The organism is Bacillus sp. SH7-1 (assembly GCF_008042405.1).
GTDB classification, from domain to species: domain Bacteria; phylum Bacillota; class Bacilli; order Bacillales; family Bacillaceae_G; genus Bacillus_A; species Bacillus_A thuringiensis_N.
Window position 1 is genome coordinate 421011 of record NZ_QNUD01000009.1, and the last position, 14361, is coordinate 435371.

A 14361-nucleotide genomic window follows, 5' to 3' on the forward strand; every position below is an offset into this window, starting at 1 on the left:
CTATCTATTTGCTTTCTTTCTTCTAAATAACAGAAGTAATCCCGCTCCAACAAACGCCAAGCCTGCTCCAATTGTAGAAGCAACACTTGTACCTGTTTTCGGTAAATCACGTTCTTCTTTATTTTCACTTACAGTTGTTGTTTCTTTTGAGTTTTGATTATCCGTTGTAGTTTGTCCAGATCCTGCATTATTACCTTCATCTGTTGGTGGTGTCGTTGGATTCCCTCCATTATTTCCTTCACCTGTTGGTGGTGTCGTTGGATTCCCTCCATTATTTCCTTCACCTGTTGGTGGTGTCGTTGGATTTCCTCCATTATTTCCTTCACCTGTTGGCGGTGTTGTTGGATTTCCTCCATTATTTCCTTCACCTGTTGGCGGTGTTGTTGGATTCTCTCCACCAGTTTCCTTATCATCATCGTTCTTCTTCGTTATATCAATTGCATATTTAGCAAATTCATTTTCAGATGGTCCAACATATGATATTTTCCCATCTTTCTTTATATACTTTTGTGCATTTGGTGAAGAATCAAATGTTGTATTTAATTTATCTGCAACAATTGGTTTAAATGTCCAATTTTTATCTGCTGCCGGATCAATAACTGGTGTTTCTTGCATATACTTCACAATGATTTGACGTGTTTCATCTTGGGATTGGTATACAACTTCCCCTTTACTTACACCTGGGAACGTTTGACTACTTCCACGATAGTTATTTGTAGCGACGATGAACTCTTGATTGTCAGCTACTGGCTTACCTTCATATGTCATATTTATAATACGATTCGTATTTGCATTTACAACTTTTCCATCTTTATCATATTTCGCCGGTTGTGTTACATCAATTTCGTATTTTAAGCCATCTAAAATATCGAAGTTATATGTAGGATAGCCTATATTTACTAACGGCTGTTCTTCTGTTTTCTTTGGATCAATTTGATTAAACTGACCTGCAGACATTTCAAGCCATTCTTTCACTTGTGCCCCATTTACTTTTACAGCATATAACGTATTTGGATATACATATAAATCTGCAACGTTTTTAATTGCTAACGTTCCAGCTGGAATATCCGTATAATATGTAGCACCGTTTCGGCCACCTGCTTTAAATGGTGCGCCCGCAGATAAAACTGGAATTCCTTTATATTTGCTATACTGTCCATTTTCAGCAAATAACTTTTCTACATACCATTTTTGTGCATTTGTCACAAGTTGTACAGAAGGATCATCTTGTACTAATGAGAAATAACTATTAATTGGCGCTGTCGTTTTTCCTACAGCTGTATTCACATAATCAATTGTCGCTTGATGATCATCTTTAATTTCATTAACTAATTTTTCATCGGATTTTACTAGTGGGTTTCCTTTACTATCAGCAATCGGACGAAGTTGCGGCTTCGATTGCTCTTTTTGCACTTCCCATTTTCCGTTTACCTTTTTCAATTGCATATCAATAATACCTAGGTTACTTCCAAAGACACCAGGCATTACAACTGGAACACCATTAAATACGTCCTTCACTTCAGTATGTGAATGTCCCATTAATACTGCATCTACACCAGGAACCTCTGTTAAGTAATACGACGCGTTTTCCATGCCAACGTTGTATCCACTCTTATCAACACCGGAATGCGCTAGTGCAACGATAACATCTGCACCTTCTGCTTTCATTTTTGGCACCATTTTCTTCGCCGTTTCAACTATATCTTTTGCTTTAACTTTTCCTTCTAAATTTGCTTTATCCCAGTTCATAACTTGAGGTGGAACAAATCCCATTACCCCAATTTTCACCTTCTGTTTTTGTCCTGATTCATCTTCTACTTCTTTTTCAAAAACATGATATGGTTTAAAGTAATTTTGGTCGTTCTCTTCATTATTATCTTTATCATCTTTATAGACGTTCGAGTTAATAACCGGGAACTTTGTTTTACTAATCACTTTGTTTAAATAATCTAAACCGTAGTTAAATTCATGATTTCCAAGAGAGATGACGTCATACTTCATTAAATTCATTAAACGATATAATGGATGTGTATAACTAGGATCCACAGAATTTTTCGGATCGTTTATTTTATTAGCTACATAATCTCCAAGCGGTGTCCCTTGTAATGCATCCCCATCATCAAATAGGACAGAGTTCTTCGCTTCTTCACGTGCTTTATTAACAAGTGTTGCCGTTTGCACGAGACCTACTTTATTATCTGTTTTCGTTTGATAATAATCATAATTCATTAAGTTAACGTGAATATCTGATGTTTCTAGAATTCGTAAGTTAACTGTACTCTCCCCAGCTTTCTCATCCGCATGAGCTATTGTTGGCAATACTTGTGGTGCTATTACACCAATAGCAAGAGTTGCTCCAGCTAGCATTTTTTTTGACTTTTTCACAAAAAATCCCCCTTATACAATTACCAAAGAATAATGAAATGAATTTCTATTCGTCTCTAACCACATACCTTTTTTCTTCTATTAGATACACGATTTTCATTTCACCCTGCGCTAACGAGTAGTCCCCCTAAACGATTCATTGATGAAGACTAGCAATTAACGTGAGATAAAGCTCCCACTATGTAGAATTTTACCTTATCTGACATTATCATATATAATGTTCTTTCATATCGTCAATATTTTTTGACATACTTCTACAAATTTTCTGTAAAGTTATTGTAAACTTTTCATAAACATATAATATGCCCTTACATTGTTAATACTGCTGAATATGATACAATTACCAATTACAAGGAGGATGAATTTATGAAAAAAGTCATCTTAACAATTGTTTGTCTCCTCCTTCTAATCATTTCTTATTCTTATTTTGAAAAGAACGATGAGACAAAACAAAATGAACCCGAAGAAAAAACAGAAAAAACATCTACTCCAAGTTGGATTGATAAGCAAACAAACGATTCCTTTTATCATCTCGTACTAGGTGATTCGCTCGCCAAAGGATATGGATCGACACAAGGTGGATTTGCTGAATTAGCCTCTAAACAAATAGAAGCACAAATTCATAAACCAATTACTGTAGAAAACCTTGGGATAAACGGTCTTACAACAGACCGTCTCGCTAAAAAAGTTCAATCAGAAGATGTAAAGCAAAAAATTAGAGCAGCAAATATAATTACAATTAATATTGGGGGAAATAATTTATTTCGCTTAAATCGTGATGTCGGTGTTATAGATGGTATTAAAATGTTAAATAAAGAAAAAGCTCACTTTGAAGCGGATGTAAAAAATATTGTAAAGACAGTTCGAGATCAAAATCCGGACGCTTTACTCATTCTTTCTGAACTCTATAACCCGTTACAGCTCGATGACTCCATCGCAAGTTATGCAGATATGTTTTTAGATGGCTGGAACGAATCCGTTTATTCCATTTCAAAAGTAAATCAACCATCGATCGTTTTACCAATTCGTAAATTAATATCAAATGATAAAAAAGAATTACTCTTTGACCAAGTACACCCAAATGATAAAGGCTATACGATTATTGCCGATTCATTTACAAAAAAAGTGCTGGCCTACAAATATTAAAATTTCCATGAAACAATTCTATTTTTATAACATGTCTTTTTTGTTACAATGAGAGTGGAAGGGGGCCTTTATATGGAATCACGCGAGTGGGAACGTATTGTTGATCATCTTCTTTCGCTAGTGCCTCTTTTTTATCGCAAATTTATGCTTCCTGGAGAATTTTCTTCTCAAAGACATATGCCGCCATCACATACACAAGTATTACTGCTTCTGCATGAAAATGGCACATTAGCAGTTTCCGAAATCGGCAAGCGGCTAGCGATTTCAAGGCCTAACATGACACCTCTATTAAACAAACTGATTCAAGAAGAACTAATAGAGCGTCATTATAGCGAAAAAGATCGACGGGTCATTTTAATTTCCCTAACAAGTGAAGGGAAATTGTTAGTAAATCAGTATCAACAATTCATTTTAGACAAATTAAAAGAAAATTTCCAAACATTATCTGAGGAAGAGCGTGAAAAGCTCATTCACTCTCTTCAAACCATTCAAAATTTAATTTTGAAAACCAACGCATAAAGCTGCTTCTAAATAGAAGCAGCTTTATGATTCGTAATAATTACCATAGTATACATTTGAATATGGCCATGTCGTTAAATATGGTTTTTGATCTTGTGTAGGTTGTTGTGATGGTATTTGTGGTAATTGCTGTAATTGTTGTTGTCGATATAATTCGTATTGTCTGTTCATATCATAAACCGGATGATAATTTACATATGGATATACTTGCGGTACGTAATAATAATACATTCATTCTCTCCCCCTTTTTCTTAAACATATTCAAAGGAGAAAATGAATGTGACACTCTTTATATTTGCATGAGTGGTTCTCTCACTCGTTTCTTTCTATTTTTCAGGCGTAACTTACGGTTCTTTTCATATAAATAATGCACAACGAAATATGAAACTACACCAAATACAACTCCTAAAATCGTCATTCCAATTAATACATACACTTCACTCTGTAATAAACTCTTTAATATCGTAAAAATGTGACTTGAAAACAAGTCCGATATCGTAAAGGGTTCATGATGTATTTTTTGTACATGAAATGGATAAATCATTTTCCCTAGCGCATAGGCAAGCGGAAATAAAACTACTGGGAGAAACGATATTTTCCCAATAATATTGCCAATAACTGCAGCAGGAAAAGATCCCTTTGCTAATCGAACGATTGGATAAAAGATTAAATAGACGAGCGATGCCGTATATATAACCAACATCTCTAAACCAAAACCAATCGCAAAACCTAACGATACTTTCTTTGCTCCTTCTGGTGATCGAAGCAACTTATAATATTGAAACTTTAATATTCTCCACATCCGCTGAAAAAACGAATATGTTTTCTTAGTTGTTTTCACCCTCATCATCTCTTTAACTATATTTTTATACCTAGTATGCCCTTACATCATATGAAAAATAAAATTAGTTTTCTCTTTTTATTATAAATGATATAGAAATAATTAACTAAATATACATCCGACATTTCAACATAAAAAAACCTCCCTTTTAGGAAGGCTCTTCTACATTTTTAAATAAACTTACTAATAATGCTTTTTGCGCATGCAATCGATTACCAGCTTGCTCAAAGACAATAGACTGTGGTCCATCTATAATTTCGCCTGTTACTTCTTCTTCACGATGGGCAGGTAAGCAGTGTAAGAAACGATATGTTTGCTTCGCATGCTTAACAAGTTCTTTATTAATTTGGTATGGTTGAAATAAAGTATATTTCTCTTCTTCTCCCTCTTGCCCCATGCTCATCCAAACGTCAGTATAAATGAAATCTGCTTCATTCACCGCTAATTCAGGGTTATGCAAAATTTCAATTTCAGCTCCTGTTTCCTTGGCAATCGCTAATGCTTTTTTTACAATCTCTTCATTCGGTTCATACCCTACAGGCGTTGCAACAGTCATATGCATTCCAACTTTCGCACTCGCTAACAACAATGAATGACATACATTATTTCCGTCACCTATGTAAGCCAATTTTATTCCTTTAAATGTATTTGTTTCTTCATATATTGTCATTAGGTCTGCCAATGCCTGACAAGGATGATGATCATCCGTTAAACCGTTAATTACAGGTATGCTCGATTCTTTTGCAAGCTCTTCTACATCCGCGTGTGAGAATGTACGTATCATAATCCCATCAATATACTGCGATAATACTTTCGCAGTATCTGAAACGGTTTCTCCTCTTCCCATTTGCATCTCTTTCCCACTTAGAAACATGCCATGTCCCCCGAGCTGTACCATTCCCGCTTCAAAAGATACGCGCGTACGAGTTGAATGTTTGTCAAAAATAAGCCCTAATATTTTGCCTTGTAATAAAGGCTCCTGCTTATTCTTTTTTAAATATATAGCGAACTCAATTAAAGAAATGATTTCTTCTTTCGTTAATTCTTCTAGTGTTAAAAGATCTTTCGTATTTAATTTCGGTACTTGTACAGTTGACATGAAATTTCCCCCTTATATGATTGATACGTTTTTTGTACAAACTACTTTTTTTATCATATATACTGCCTGTTCTAACTCTTCATTCGTTACAATAAGTGGCGGTAATAGTCTTATAACATTTGGCCCTGCTTGTAATACGAGAAGTCCCTCTTTTTCTAGTTCTTCTATAAAACTTGTAACTTCATGCTTACACTCAATCCCAATCATAAGCCCCTTACCACGTATATTTTGAATACATTCGACATGTTGTAATTCCTCTCGCAACTTCTCTAATACGTACTCGCCCTTTTCTTGTACTTCTTTTAAAAACGATGGTCTTTTACTTACTTGCAATACTTCTTTCGCTGCAGCCATTGCAACATAGTTCCCGCCAAACGTTGAACCGTGTGATCCTGCAGTAAACGATGTTCCAATTTCTTTCCGGCCAATCATCGCTCCAACTGGAATGCCATTTCCAAGCGCTTTAGCGGTAGTAACAATATGAGGATTTATTCCCATTTGTTCGTAAGCAAATAATGTCCCTGTTCTTCCGATCCCTGTTTGTACTTCATCTATAATAAATAAGGAACCGAACTTATTACATAATGCTTCAATCTCTTGCAAAAAAGATAGATCAGCAGGTATAACTCCTCCCTCTCCTTGAACAACTTCTACCATTACTGCCGCAACTTCTTCATTCATTACTTCCTTGAGCGCTTTTATATCGTTAAATGGGGTATGTAAAAAAGACGGAAGGAGCGGACCAAATCCTTCTTTCACTTTATTTTGTCCTGTCGCACTCATCGTTCCAAATGTTCTACCGTGGAAAGACTGTAGACATGTTACAACGAGAGATTTTCCAGTATGCTTACGAGCTAGCTTCAATGCTGCTTCATTCGCCTCTGCTCCGCTATTACAGAAAAACACATAATCTAATGCTATATTTTCTGTTAATAATGACGCGACTTCTTCTTGTAAGCTGTTTGTAAATAGGTTAGATATATGCCATATATTATCAAGTTGTTCTTGTACAGCTTTCATAACAGTAGGATGACAATGTCCTAAATTACATACACCAATTCCTGATGTAAAATCTAAGTATTGGTTACCTTTGTTATCAATAACTTCCGTTCCCTTTCCCTTTACAAACTCAACAGTTCTTCTCCCATATGTTTGAAAAAGATGACTTGTCATACAATACTCGCTCCTCTCGTTACCTTCGTTCCGATACATTCTCCTGTATCTTCAGTAAAATCTTTTGTACCATTTACGATACTTATCTTTTGCACTCCCATTTTTAATGAAGCTAGTGCCGCCTGTACTTTCGGAATCATCCCGCCTGTAATAACTCCTTTTTCTATAAGAGTTGCAATTTCAGACTCATCTGTTTTCTTTACCAATTTCCCTTCATGTAATATCCCATCTACATCCGTAATAAAAACGAGTTCTTTTGCGGATAGTGCGGCCGCAATCCCCGCTGCAGCGGTATCCGCATTTATGTTATAAATCTCATTATCATGAATCCCGACCGGAGCAATAACAGGAATATAATTCATATTTATTAATCCTTTTAGTAAGGCTGTTTCTACATAGCTTACTTCTCCCACATATCCTATCTCCTCGCTGACAGGTTGAACTTGAAGTAATTTGCCGTCACATCCTGAACAACCTACCGCCAGTAAATTATGCCTTTGCAAATTCATTACAAACTTTTTATTCGTACTCCCGCATAGCACCATTTGAACCATATCCATAACTTCTTTTGGTGTCACTCGTAATCCATCTCTTTTTTCTACTTTGATATTACAATTTTTTAAGTTGGTATCAATTTCTGGACCACCACCATGGACAATCACTACCTTATACTTCTGCTGCAATTTCTTTATACAATCAAAAAACACATCATTTAATTGCTCTAGCATACTACCGCCGCATTTCACTACAATATAATCGCTCATCTTCCCTCTCCTTATGTACGATAACAAGCGTTTATTTTCACATATTCATAGCTTAAGTCACAGCCCCAAGCTGATCCGGTCTCTTCTCCTAAATGTAAATACACATCAATCATAATTTCATGTTCTTGTAATTTCTTTTTCATTTCCTCTTCAGAAAACATTTGAGGTTCACTATTTTTCAGCACAACGATAGATTGAAGAGTAATATCAATTGTATTTGGATTAATCGCTACTTCACTTTGTCCAATACTGCTAATAATTCGCCCCCAATTTGGGTCTTCACCGTGTATTGCGGTTTTCACAAGACTTGAACCAATTATTTGCTTTGCAATTTTCTTTGCCTCTTCACTCGCTTTCGCGCCTAGCACATTTACTTCTATTAACTTCGTAGCACCTTCACCATCTTGTGCAATTTTTTTTGCTAAATCTTCACATACCTTCTGTAAAGCAAATACGAAAGCTTCCCAGTCTGTATGTTCCATATTGATTGGTCTCGTTTCTGATAATCCACTTGCCATAACGATGACCATATCATTCGTAGAAGTATCTCCATCCACCGTAATTTGATTAAATGTATGATTCGTTATTTGGGATAATGCCGTTTGCAATACGTCATGCTCTATATGAGCGTCTGTCGTAATAAAGCTCAGCATCGTTGCCATATTCGGATGAATCATCCCTGAACCTTTAGCAACACCAGCAATCGTCACTTTTTTCCCATCAATAATCATTTCATAGCAAGTTTCTTTCGTTATAAGATCCGTCGTTAAAATCGCTTCAGAAAAAGAACGCGCTTCACTTTCTTCCTTCGTCGGTATAAGAGTTACAACTCCCTTTCGAATTATATCCATCGGTAAAGGAACACCAATTACACCAGTCGAAGCTACTGCAACGCAATTTTCTTTCAATCCAAAATGTTCCGCCGCTAATGCACGCATCTCGTAAGCATCTTGTAATCCTTTCATTCCTGTACAAGCATTTGCATTTCCACTATTGACGATAATAGCTTGTAATTTCTCCTCAGCCGCTATACTATCTTTCGTTACTTGCAAGGGGGCTGCTTGTATTTGATTAGTTGTATAAACAGCAGCACATGATGCCGGTACATCACAAACGATTGCTCCTAAATCCTTTTTCTCCTTTTTCAAACCAATTGCAGTACCAATTGCCGAGAAACCTTTCGGAGTTACAATCGAACCATTTTCTACTTTTATAATAGACGCTACTTTAATCATCATGTCCCCCCTTATAGATAAAGCGGCATATGTTGTAAACCTGTTGTTTCTTCTATTCCCGCTACTATATTTGCATTTTGAATCGCTTGCCCAGCCGCACCTTTCATCATATTGTCTATAACAGAAACGACTGTCACTCTTCCTGTTCTTTCATCGTAAGCTATCCCCATATCACAATAATTTGAGCCTCTCACTTCTTTCGGACTTGGAAACTCTCCTTGCGTGCGAATTCGAATAAAAGCCGATTGTTCATACGTTTCTTCATATAACTTTTGAAGTTGTTCTATTTCCATTTCTCGTTTTACTTTCGCATACAGTGTAACCATAATCCCTCGTGATATCGGTATTAAATGTGTACTAAACGTGATTGGCTTCGTTTCCCTATCCCACTCTGCAAGCATTTGCTCAATCTCAGGAACGTGTTGATGCTCATTTACTTTATAAATACGCAAGTTATCGTATAACTCTGGAAAGTGAGTCATCGTTGTTGGTGTTTTGCCTGCTCCAGATACTCCTGATTTTGCATCGATAATAATTGAATCTTCTTTAATCATGCCGCTACGTACTAACGGCAATATCGCTAATAACGAAGCTGTAGCAAAACATCCTGGGTTTGCAATTAAATTTGTATTTTGAATCTCGGACTTTTTCCATTCACTTAACCCATATACAGCTTCACTAAGAACTTCTTCTTTTGCAGCTGCCCTTTTATACCACTGTTCATATATCAAAGGATCTTTCATACGAAAGTCTCCAGATAGATCAATTACTTTTAAACCTACTGCTAATAATTTTGGAGTTAACTCTGCTGATACTCCTGCTGGAGTTGCTAAAAATACAATTTCTGCTTCCTTCTCTATTTCCTCCGCATTAATTTCTTGTAACGTATGAACAAGAATATTTCGAAGATGCGGATATACATTTGTTATACACTCGCCAACTTGTGAAAAAGAATGGAGAGATGCTATCGAAAAATATGGATGTTGCTCTAATAACCGAATTAACTCAATACCTCCATACCCAGTTGCTCCAATAATCGCGACTTTCATATGCTCCTCCTCATATCGATTCTTTAAATTAAGTATGATTATAATATTGTATATTTATAGAGTCAATTAAATATTTATTAATTTTATAAACTTACAAAACTTAATTTTACTAGAAAAATAATATACACAACCGAATTTTTATACAAAAATAGTGCATAGTAGTTTTTTTATTTCACTTCAAGTACAATAAAACAATACATACGTACATACAGGCGGGGAAAACATGAATGAAAAATTAATTGAGAAAATGATTATAAAAAGTTTTCAGCAATATCAATGTAATCCTATGTCAAATGAGGATCAGGAAATGCTTGTTAAACATATTCAAACGATAATTCATTCAAATACTAAAATTGATGTATATGAGGCAGTTGAGGATATCGTTTACGATTATGTGACTGGAAAATAAAAAAATAGGAGATTTCCATATGGAAATCTCCTATTTTTTGCTTAATGATTTGCCTGCAACACGCTCAAATAAACCTGGGAATAGAGCATAAAGTTTCGGACCCATGCCCATCCACTTCGGTAAGTTTACTTCACGCTTTTTCGTTTTCATTGATTTTACAATTTGTTCTGCTACATATGTTGGTTTTAACATGTATCGTCCCATATTTTTCACATATGTACCGGATTGATCAGCTATTTCAAAAAAGTTCGTATCTATCGGACCTGGATTAATAGCTGTTACGAAAACATTCGTACTAGACAACTCCATGCGTAAACTATTCGTAAACCCTAATACGGCATGTTTCGTCGCTGCATATGCGCTTGATTTTGGAGTCGCAATTTTCCCAGCAAGTGAAGCAATATTAATAATATGTCCTTCGTTTCTGTTTACCATATAAGGTAGTACCGCTTTCGTACAAGCTACTAATCCAAATACATTTACTTGGAACATATCTTTTACTTCATCCATCGATGCATCTTCAAACGTTTTAAAAATACCAAATCCCGCATTGTTTACTAATATATCAATACGTCCCACTTCTTGTAATACCTTTGAAAAAACAGATTGTACCTCCGTCTCTTCACTTACATCTAATACATAATAATAGCAAGGCGTATTATAAGTTTCTTTAATTTTGTCTGCTAACGCTTTTAATTTCTCTTCTGTTCTAGCCATTAATACTGGAGTCGCCCCTTGCTCTGCAACTTGCATTGCAACTTGCTCTCCAATTCCACTAGAAGCACCTGTAATGACGATTACTTTATTTTGTAAACGTCCCGTCATTGCTGTCACCTACTTTGCATAATAAATCAATTGTTGCGAAGATTCATCAATCATCACTTGTTGATTATATGCTAAAAAGTCTAATTGTCCAACCGTTTCTGAAATAGTAAGTGGCAATTGTTCCTTATATAATACCGGAAATAGTTTTACACATACTTCAAATGCTGTCATTGGTTTTTCCTTTAATAAATCAAGCACTTTAAATGCACGTGTTTCTTGCTTTTGTAATCTCGTTTCAATAAGTTGTTTCACATTTAGAACATCTTCTCCATGTCCTGATAAAATGCGCGAAATATTCATTTCACTTAAACGCTTTAACGTTTGATTATATTGTAATAACGGGCGTGCCCTTTCTGTTTGTCCCTCATATGGTGGTTCTAATATTGGATTCGAGGAAATATGACTAATGAGAGCATCCCCACCAATTAATATTCCATCAGATTCTCTATATAATGAAATATGAGTGGAAGCATGACCTGGTGTTTCGATTACTGTAAACCCAGGTAAGGAATCAATACGATCTCCCTCTCTCACAGTATGCGTTAACGATCTATTACAAGAATATTTCAGTGTTCTTGTCGTTAATAACGCCTCATCTTTCAAAAATGCTGCTGGAACACCAAATTGCAAAGCTGTCTCTCTAAAAAACTCATGATACCGCTTTAAAAATTCTGGATTTTGCGTAATCCAAGGCTCATTCCATGGGTGTCCAATAATGTTTGTTTTCTCAGAAAATATATTTAAAAGCCCACAATGATCCGCATGATGATGCGTAATGACTACTGTTTCAATATCTTCTATCGTATATCCTAATGCACCTAACTGATTTTCTAACGCATTTCTTGCCTCTTCCGTATTCGTCCCTGTATCAATTAATGTTAATGTCTCCCCCTCAACTAAAAACACATTCACAGTTTCAACTGCAAATGGCACAGGAATCTCCATTCGGTGAATCGCCGTCATGCTTAGCCCCCCTGTCTCTTTCCGGTTCAAAAATGAATACTTCTTCAGTTTACAACTTCTATATATATTTGTCATTATTTTCAGATAAAAAGAGGTGTTTCCTATTAAAAAACGAATGTATGTACATTTATAAGAATTTCTAACCCAATTTAAAGGAGGAACATCATGTCTATTCAAAACATTTCCTTTCTCGGTGCAGGCTCTATTGCTGAAGCTATTATTGGTGGCTTGTTACATGCAAATGTTGTGAAAGGCGAACAAATTACCGTAAGTAATCGTTCTAACGAGACAAGGTTACAGGAGCTACATAAAAAATACGGTGTCAAAGGTACACATAATAAAAAAGAACTACTTACTGATACAAATATTCTTTTTCTAGCGATGAAACCAAAGGATGTTGCAGAAGCGATTACCCCTTTTAAAGAATATATACATAATAACCTGCTTATTATTTCGTTATTAGCAGGTGTTTCTACTCACTCGATTAGAAAGCTACTTCAAAAAGATGTTCCGATTATTCGCGCCATGCCAAATACATCTGCAGCAATTTTAAAATCAGCTACCGCTATCTCGCCTTCAAAACATGCAACAGCGGAACATATTCAGACTGCCATGGCTTTATTTGAAACGATCGGTCTCGTCTCTGTTGTAGAGGAAGAAGATATGCATGCTGTCACTGCATTATCTGGAAGTGGACCTGCTTATATTTATTACGTAGTAGAAGCGATGGAAGAAGCCGCAAAAGAAATCGGTTTAAAAGAAGATGTTGCAAAGTCACTTATTCTTCAGACGATGATTGGTGCTGCTGAAATGCTAAAAGCAAGTGAAAAACATCCTTCTATTTTACGGAAGGAAATTACTTCTCCTGGTGGAACGACCGAAGCAGGCATTGAAGTATTACAAGAACACCAATTTCAACAAGCTCTTATTTCTTGTATTACACAGGCTACACAACGATCACATAATCTTGGGAAAACATTAGAACAACTAACAAAAGAAAAATAAGAAATGGAGCTCAATCTTACTTGAGCTCCATTTTTTATAAACGTATCTTTTTTAGTTATTAGTCTTCCCAAAAATCTCTTCTTGCAGACGGCGACCAGTCGGTGTTGCTGCAAGTCCACCTTCAGCTGTTTCACGAAGTGCTACTGGCATCGTTTGTCCGATTCTAAACATTGCCTCAATTACTTCATCACATGGAATGGTACTTGTTACACCAGCTAATGCTAAATCAGCTGAAATCATCGCATTTGCAGCTCCTGCTGCATTACGCTTTACACAAGGTACTTCTACAAGTCCTGCAACAGGATCGCATACTAAACCAAGCATGTTCTTTAATGAAATTGCCATCGCTGTAGCTGCTTGATCTTGTGTTCCACCAGCCATCTCAACTGCAGCTGCAGCTGCCATTCCACTTGCTGAACCAACTTCAGCTTGGCATCCTCCCGCTGCACCAGAAATACAAGCGTTATTCGCAACAACCATACCGAAAGCTCCTGCTGTAAATAAGAATTCAATCATTTCTTCACGTGTAGGCTGCAATTTTTCTCTTAGTGCAAATAATACACCTGGCACTGTTCCAGCAGACCCTGCTGTTGGTGTTGCACAAATGATCCCCATCGCTGCGTTTACTTCATTTGTTGCAACAGCTTTACTCACTGCATCCAAAATCGTATCTCCAGATAAGCCTTTTCCGCTCTTCATATACGCTTGAACTTTTACAGCATCTCCGCCAGTTAAACCGGTTGGTGATTTCACACCGCGAATACCACGTTCTACTGCTTGCTCCATCACGACTAAGTTCTTTTCCATACCAGCAATTACTTCTTCACGTGAAATATTTCTTGTTTCCATTTCACATTGAATCATAATTTCTGCGATTTTTACATTTTGTTCTTTAGCTTGCGCCACTAGTTCCGCTGCGTTCCGAAACATGGTGTGTCCCCCCTGCAA

At 36.3% G+C, this 14361-nt stretch carries 15 protein-coding genes; 4 read left to right on the forward strand and 11 right to left on the reverse strand.

The features are described 5' to 3' along the window. A complete protein-coding gene (gene cpdB / locus DN390_RS11195; protein WP_147807352.1) occupies positions 1-2385 on the reverse strand; it encodes a bifunctional 2',3'-cyclic-nucleotide 2'-phosphodiesterase/3'-nucleotidase in 2385 nt (794 codons plus the stop codon). A gap of 366 nt (positions 2386-2751) precedes the next feature. Between cpdB and DN390_RS11200 the strand changes: the two genes are divergently transcribed. Both DN390_RS11200 and DN390_RS11205 read left to right on the forward strand, forming a co-directional pair. After that, positions 2752-3531 carry a GDSL-type esterase/lipase family protein gene (locus DN390_RS11200; protein ID WP_098264618.1) on the forward strand — a complete coding sequence of 260 codons (780 nt, stop codon included), beginning with the start codon at positions 2752-2754 and terminating at the stop codon, positions 3529-3531. Positions 3532-3603: 72 nt separating this feature from the next. Continuing rightward, entirely contained in the window at positions 3604-4050 is a 447-nt protein-coding gene (locus tag DN390_RS11205; RefSeq protein WP_060632191.1) for a MarR family winged helix-turn-helix transcriptional regulator, read from the forward strand. A gap of 24 nt (positions 4051-4074) precedes the next feature. On the opposite strand, the gene DN390_RS11210 is transcribed toward DN390_RS11205, so the two are convergent. The 7 genes from DN390_RS11210 to argC form a co-directional block, all read right to left on the reverse strand. Further along, complete coding sequence (locus tag DN390_RS11210; protein ID WP_060632192.1) at positions 4075-4281, reverse strand: hypothetical protein; 207 nt, start codon at positions 4279-4281, stop codon at positions 4075-4077. Positions 4282-4339: 58 nt separating this feature from the next. Then, positions 4340-4900, reverse strand: coding sequence for a DUF2062 domain-containing protein (locus tag DN390_RS11215; RefSeq protein WP_002028428.1), 561 nt, complete (start codon positions 4898-4900; stop codon positions 4340-4342). Between the two features lie 139 nt (positions 4901-5039). Continuing rightward, positions 5040-5990 carry an ornithine carbamoyltransferase gene (gene argF, locus DN390_RS11220; protein ID WP_147807353.1) on the reverse strand — a complete coding sequence of 317 codons (951 nt, stop codon included), beginning with the start codon at positions 5988-5990 and terminating at the stop codon, positions 5040-5042. Between the two features lie 12 nt (positions 5991-6002). After that, positions 6003-7163, reverse strand: a complete 1161-nt coding sequence (gene argD / locus DN390_RS11225; protein WP_098289021.1) for an acetylornithine transaminase — start codon at positions 7161-7163, stop codon at positions 6003-6005. Beyond that, positions 7160-7927 (reverse strand): acetylglutamate kinase, encoded by a 768-nt coding sequence (gene argB, locus DN390_RS11230; protein ID WP_147807354.1) that lies wholly within the window; start codon positions 7925-7927, stop codon positions 7160-7162. Before argB ends, argD begins: the two co-directional genes overlap by 4 nt. An 11-nt stretch (positions 7928-7938) precedes the next feature. After that, positions 7939-9162 carry a bifunctional glutamate N-acetyltransferase/amino-acid acetyltransferase ArgJ gene (gene argJ, locus DN390_RS11235; protein ID WP_147807355.1) on the reverse strand — a complete coding sequence of 408 codons (1224 nt, stop codon included), beginning with the start codon at positions 9160-9162 and terminating at the stop codon, positions 7939-7941. Between the two features lie 11 nt (positions 9163-9173). After that, positions 9174-10211: an N-acetyl-gamma-glutamyl-phosphate reductase gene (gene argC, locus DN390_RS11240; protein ID WP_147807356.1), complete on the reverse strand. Its 1038-nt coding sequence runs from the start codon at positions 10209-10211 to the stop codon at positions 9174-9176. 223 nt (positions 10212-10434) lie between these two features. Here argC and DN390_RS11245 point away from each other — a divergent pair, with 223 nt between their 5' ends. Then, positions 10435-10620, forward strand: a complete 186-nt coding sequence (locus DN390_RS11245; RefSeq protein WP_046197857.1) for a YqzH family protein — start codon at positions 10435-10437, stop codon at positions 10618-10620. Between the two features lie 30 nt (positions 10621-10650). On the opposite strand, the gene DN390_RS11250 is transcribed toward DN390_RS11245, so the two are convergent. Beyond that, a complete protein-coding gene (locus DN390_RS11250) occupies positions 10651-11445 on the reverse strand; it encodes an SDR family oxidoreductase (RefSeq protein ID WP_060632197.1) in 795 nt (264 codons plus the stop codon). Between the two features lie 9 nt (positions 11446-11454). After that, complete coding sequence (locus tag DN390_RS11255) at positions 11455-12408, reverse strand: MBL fold metallo-hydrolase (protein ID WP_147807357.1); 954 nt, start codon at positions 12406-12408, stop codon at positions 11455-11457. A 165-nt stretch (positions 12409-12573) separates the two neighbouring features. Between DN390_RS11255 and proI the strand changes: the two genes are divergently transcribed. After that, positions 12574-13413: a pyrroline-5-carboxylate reductase ProI gene (gene proI / locus DN390_RS11260; protein WP_060632199.1), complete on the forward strand. Its 840-nt coding sequence runs from the start codon at positions 12574-12576 to the stop codon at positions 13411-13413. A 51-nt stretch (positions 13414-13464) separates the two neighbouring features. Here proI and sdaAA read toward each other — a convergent pair whose 3' ends face one another. After that, positions 13465-14343, reverse strand: a complete 879-nt coding sequence (sdaAA, locus tag DN390_RS11265) for an L-serine ammonia-lyase, iron-sulfur-dependent, subunit alpha (RefSeq protein WP_000489453.1) — start codon at positions 14341-14343, stop codon at positions 13465-13467. Positions 14344-14361: the final 18 nt, after the last annotated feature.

What these genes read in the sequence shown, in the direction of transcription:
- DN390_RS11200 (WP_098264618.1), top strand. Translation starts at nt 2,752, where the DNA reads ATGAAAAAAGTCATCTTAACAATTGTTTGTCTCCTCCTTCTAATCATT.
- DN390_RS11205 (WP_060632191.1), top strand. Translation starts at nt 3,604, where the DNA reads ATGGAATCACGCGAGTGGGAACGTATTGTTGATCATCTTCTTTCGCTA.
- DN390_RS11210 (WP_060632192.1), bottom strand. Translation starts at nt 4,281, where the DNA reads ATGTATTATTATTACGTACCGCAAGTATATCCATATGTAAATTATCAT.
- DN390_RS11215 (WP_002028428.1), bottom strand. Translation starts at nt 4,900, where the DNA reads ATGATGAGGGTGAAAACAACTAAGAAAACATATTCGTTTTTTCAGCGG.
- argF (WP_147807353.1), bottom strand. Translation starts at nt 5,990, where the DNA reads ATGTCAACTGTACAAGTACCGAAATTAAATACGAAAGATCTTTTAACA.
- argD (WP_098289021.1), bottom strand. Translation starts at nt 7,163, where the DNA reads ATGACAAGTCATCTTTTTCAAACATATGGGAGAAGAACTGTTGAGTTT.
- argB (WP_147807354.1), bottom strand. Translation starts at nt 7,927, where the DNA reads ATGAGCGATTATATTGTAGTGAAATGCGGCGGTAGTATGCTAGAGCAA.
- argJ (WP_147807355.1), bottom strand. Translation starts at nt 9,162, where the DNA reads ATGATTAAAGTAGCGTCTATTATAAAAGTAGAAAATGGTTCGATTGTA.
- argC (WP_147807356.1), bottom strand. Translation starts at nt 10,211, where the DNA reads ATGAAAGTCGCGATTATTGGAGCAACTGGGTATGGAGGTATTGAGTTA.
- DN390_RS11245 (WP_046197857.1), top strand. Translation starts at nt 10,435, where the DNA reads ATGAATGAAAAATTAATTGAGAAAATGATTATAAAAAGTTTTCAGCAA.
- DN390_RS11250 (WP_060632197.1), bottom strand. Translation starts at nt 11,445, where the DNA reads ATGACGGGACGTTTACAAAATAAAGTAATCGTCATTACAGGTGCTTCT.
- DN390_RS11255 (WP_147807357.1), bottom strand. Translation starts at nt 12,408, where the DNA reads ATGACGGCGATTCACCGAATGGAGATTCCTGTGCCATTTGCAGTTGAA.
- proI (WP_060632199.1), top strand. Translation starts at nt 12,574, where the DNA reads ATGTCTATTCAAAACATTTCCTTTCTCGGTGCAGGCTCTATTGCTGAA.
- sdaAA (WP_000489453.1), bottom strand. Translation starts at nt 14,343, where the DNA reads ATGTTTCGGAACGCAGCGGAACTAGTGGCGCAAGCTAAAGAACAAAAT.